Here is a 3655-nt window from a genome sequence, read left to right as displayed (position 1 = left end):
TTGCGGCACCCGCGGGGCCCCCCCCCGGGCACTCCCCGCTGTGCCCACCTCGCGAGCCGCGGTGGCCACCCGGGTGGCCACCGCGCGCCCGTTCCACTTCACGCTGTCGACACCCCGCGGCGCCCACACCTCCAGGCCGCTCTCCTGGACGGTGTCGCCGGTGAGCTCGACCGTGGAACCGTTCAGTACGGCGTGGCGCAGCAGAGCCGGGCCGTAGACCAGCAGGGTGCCGGACGGGGTGTCGTACGGGAACAGGTGCGCGGCGGTCGCGTCGTCGGCGAAGAGGAGCAGCAGAGGGGTGTCGCTCTCCCCGCGCTGGACGAACACCCGGCTCAGCCCGCCCGGGCCGAGCGGCACGTTCACATGCAGCTCGTTGCGGTCGTAGGCCCAGGCGGCCTCGGGGTCCAGCCGCTGGACGAAGGGCTCGCTCGGGCACTCCAGGACGAGGTGCGCCATGTCCCCGTACCGCCCGGTGAACACCGCGATGTCCGTCCGGCCGGCGCTGACGACCATCATGGGCTGCGCGGTGCAGTACTTCAGCCTCCGCTTGCCCAGGGAGAGCCCGGTGGTCAGCATCTTGGCGTCATGGGCCGGGACGGTCACCGGGACGTCGCCCGCGGCGGTCGGCAGATCGGTGGTGACCTCCTTCGCGCCGTCGTTGCGCACCACGTACACGTGCGCCTCGGTGTCCGGGTTCTTCAGGTGGTACACCTCGAGCCCGTCCGCCTTCACCTCCGCCGCCCTGTCCAGCCGGGCGAAGTCGGGCACGCGCTGGAGCAGGTGGCCGAGCTGGTGCATCGGCGCGATCTTCGGGGTGACGTTCCGTGCCTCGTCGATGGCCGCGCCGTAGTCGTACGACGTGTAGACGACCGGAGCGGGCAGCCAGCCCCACGAGGTGCCGCCGAAGGTCATGTAGACGTTGTGCAGCGTGATGCCGTTGGCGAGGTTGGTCAGATAGAACCGCCGCTCGTAGGCCGCGTCCCGGGTGCGCCGCGACTCGGCGTACCCCTTCCCCTGGAACCACGACCCGCCCCAGGGGTCGAACCAGCCGCCCCCGAACTCGGGCACGAACCCCGGCGTGTGCGGACTGGCCGTGGCACCGCCCTTGGGCCCTCCCACGCCGAAGTGCCCCCAGTCGGGCGGGGTCTGGGAGGGCGAGGGGTAGCCGTCGAAGCCGTACAGCCACTTCCCCTTCTCGCCGCCGGTGTCGAAGGAGCCGGGGACCCAGTACCCGTTGCGGCCCTTGTCGTTGTGGAAGAGGGGAACGTCGATCCCGTCCCGCCGCACCTTCTTGTACAGGTGGGACATGTAGTCGCGCCCGGTCGGCTCGCCCACGTGAGAGTCGTACTCGTTCTCGATCTGGTAGAGCAGGATCGTGCCGGTGCCGTCGGTGAACAGATGCCTGCGGGCGATCCGGTTCACGGCCGTGAGCCACTCGTCGGCGTACTTCAGATACGTCGGGTCGGCGGTCCGTGCCGTTCCCTCCGTGACCGCGAGCCAGCCGGGGAAGCCGCCGCCGTCGATCTCGGCGTTGATGTAGGGACCCGGACGCAGGACGACGTACAGCCCCGTCTCGGCGGCCATGCGCAGGAAGAGATCCAGATCACGCACGCCGGAGAAGTCGTAGTGCCCGGGAGCGGGGGAGTGGTAGTTCCACGAGACGTAGATGCTGACCGCGTTGTAGCCGTGCGCCCGCATCTTCTGCAGCACGTCCCGCCACAGGGAAGGGCTGGGCAGCCGGAAGGGGTGCATCTCGCCGGACCACAGCACCAGCCGTCTGCCGTCGACCAGCAGGGAGTAGTGGTCGTACCCGATCGTGTGCCGTCGGCGGTCGGCGCTCGGCGGGGCGGGCGCGGGGCCGGTGGGCACAGTGCGCGCCGCATACGCCGAGGGCGCCCCGGGCCCGCCACTGCCGCCCAGGGCGAAGCCGAGCGCGGTCGAGCCGGCCAGGGCACTGAAAGTACGTCTGCTGAGCGCCAAGGGATCCTCCCGGGCGATCTTACGGGGCGCGGGTCCGGCCATTCTCCACGGTCCGCCGCCCCACAATGGACACATGAGGATCTCGGCACGGGCGGATTACGCGGTACGGGCGGCGCTGGAGCTCGCCGTACGGCAGGGGGAGGGCCCGGTGAAGGCGGAGGAGATCGCGACCGAGCAGGCCATCCCGCACAAGTTTCTGGAGGGGATCCTGGGCGATCTGAGGCGCGCCGGAATCGTGGCCAGCCGGCGCGGCGGGGGCGGTGGCTACCGGCTGGCCCGGCAGGCGTCGGAGATCACGGTCGCCGACCTGATCCGTGCGGTCGACGGCCCGATCGTCTCGGTGCGGGGCGAACGGCCGACCCAACTGGCCTACACCGGAACGGCCCAGCCGCTGCTGCCCCTGTGGATCGCCCTGCGCGCGAATGTGCGCAAGATCCTGGAGGGCGTCACGGTCGCCGACATCGCGGCGGACGCCCTGCCGGAACCGGTACGACGTCTGGCGGCGGAGCCGGCGGCCTGGGAGAACCCCTGAGCCCTGGGCCCGCCGCACCCCGGCTCCTGGTGTGCGGCTGTGAAGCATGCGGTGATTGGCCGTTCAACCAGGTCTGTTTTCAACGGAGTCGGGCTACATCCACGGTGGTGTGAAATCCGCGGATGTGAATGGCCAGAGTTCGCCCTGCCTGCCTTCCGTGCGGCTTCCTACGATTCGATCGCCGCCCCGGCCTTCACAGGGACCACACAGATTCTCCACGGGCCGGTGGCGTTCAACCCCCCACTCCACGACTGGAGAAACCATGGCTGGTGGACTCCTCCTGAGCGGTGCGGTCGCCGCTCTCCTCACCACCGCGCTGCCCGCGCAGAACTCGTCGCCCGTGTTCGACGACCCGCCCCCGGACAAGATCGTCATCGACGTCGCCACGGTGAACGGCTCCGGCTGTCCGCAGGGCACGGCCGCCGTGGCCGTCTCGCCGGACAACACCGCCTTCACGGTGACCTACAGCGACTACCTCGCCCAGGCCGGGGGCAACTCCGACCCCACGGCGTTCCGCAAGAACTGCCAGCTCAACCTCGTCGTGCACGTCCCGCAGGGCTTCACCTACGCCATCGCCAGCGCGGACTACCGCGGGTTCGCCTCGCTCCAGTCCGGCGCGACCGGCGTCCAGAGAGCCTCGTACTACTTCCAGGGCTCCTCGAACACGGCGTTCAAGAACCACCCGTTCGGCGGGCCCTACAACGACGACTGGCAGGCCACCGACAGCACCGACTGGGCTCAGCTGGTCTGGGCGCCCTGCGGGGTCCTGCGCAACTTCAACATCAACACCGAACTGCGGGTCACCGCCGGATCCAGCGCCCCCGGCAAGGTCAGCTTCATGACGATGGACTCGACGGACGGTGACATCAGCACGGTCTACCACCTGGCGTGGAAGGAGTGCCCCGACTCCTGACCGCCCGCGTTCCGGCCGCCCGGGTCACGCCCCGCTCGGGCGGCACACCAGCGGCCTGGCCAGCTCCGAGCAGGGGCGGTGGCCCTTGGAGCGGATGATGTCCTTGCCGACCTCGTCGGCGAGGTAGCGCAGGAAGCCCGCGGCGACGGAGTCCGCCGGCGGCTCGCCGTAGGTGTAGGCGATCTCGGTCTCCCAGAAGGGGTACGCGCCCTGGTCGGCGCCCTCCAGTG

The 3655-nt window shown here is 70.4% G+C and carries 3 protein-coding genes and 1 pseudogene; 2 read left to right on the top strand and 2 right to left on the bottom strand.

The window, feature by feature from the left end:
* The coding region (locus ACFW2E_RS08570; protein ID WP_384463364.1) for a beta-galactosidase at window positions 1-1980 on the bottom strand (1980 nt) is incomplete at its 3' end.
* 73 nt (window positions 1981-2053) lie between these two features.
* Here ACFW2E_RS08570 and ACFW2E_RS08565 point away from each other — a divergent pair.
* Both ACFW2E_RS08565 and ACFW2E_RS08560 read left to right on the top strand, forming a co-directional pair.
* Window positions 2054-2512: an RrF2 family transcriptional regulator gene (locus ACFW2E_RS08565; RefSeq protein ID WP_384463361.1), complete on the top strand. Its 459-nt coding sequence runs from the start codon at window positions 2054-2056 to the stop codon at window positions 2510-2512.
* 262 nt (window positions 2513-2774) lie between these two features.
* Window positions 2775-3425: a DUF4360 domain-containing protein gene (locus ACFW2E_RS08560; protein WP_384463358.1), complete on the top strand. Its 651-nt coding sequence runs from the start codon at window positions 2775-2777 to the stop codon at window positions 3423-3425.
* A 24-nt stretch (window positions 3426-3449) separates the two neighbouring features.
* On the opposite strand, the pseudogene ACFW2E_RS08555 reads toward ACFW2E_RS08560, so the two are convergent.
* Window positions 3450-3655, bottom strand: a pseudogene (locus ACFW2E_RS08555) (phosphate-binding protein); the annotation flags it as partial.

The sequence above is a fragment of the Streptomyces sp. NPDC058964 genome, assembly GCF_042741275.1.
Lineage (GTDB): Bacteria > Actinomycetota > Actinomycetes > Streptomycetales > Streptomycetaceae > Streptomyces.
Note: the sequence above shows the minus strand (reverse complement) of the source record. Positions and strands in the feature narration are given on the sequence as shown.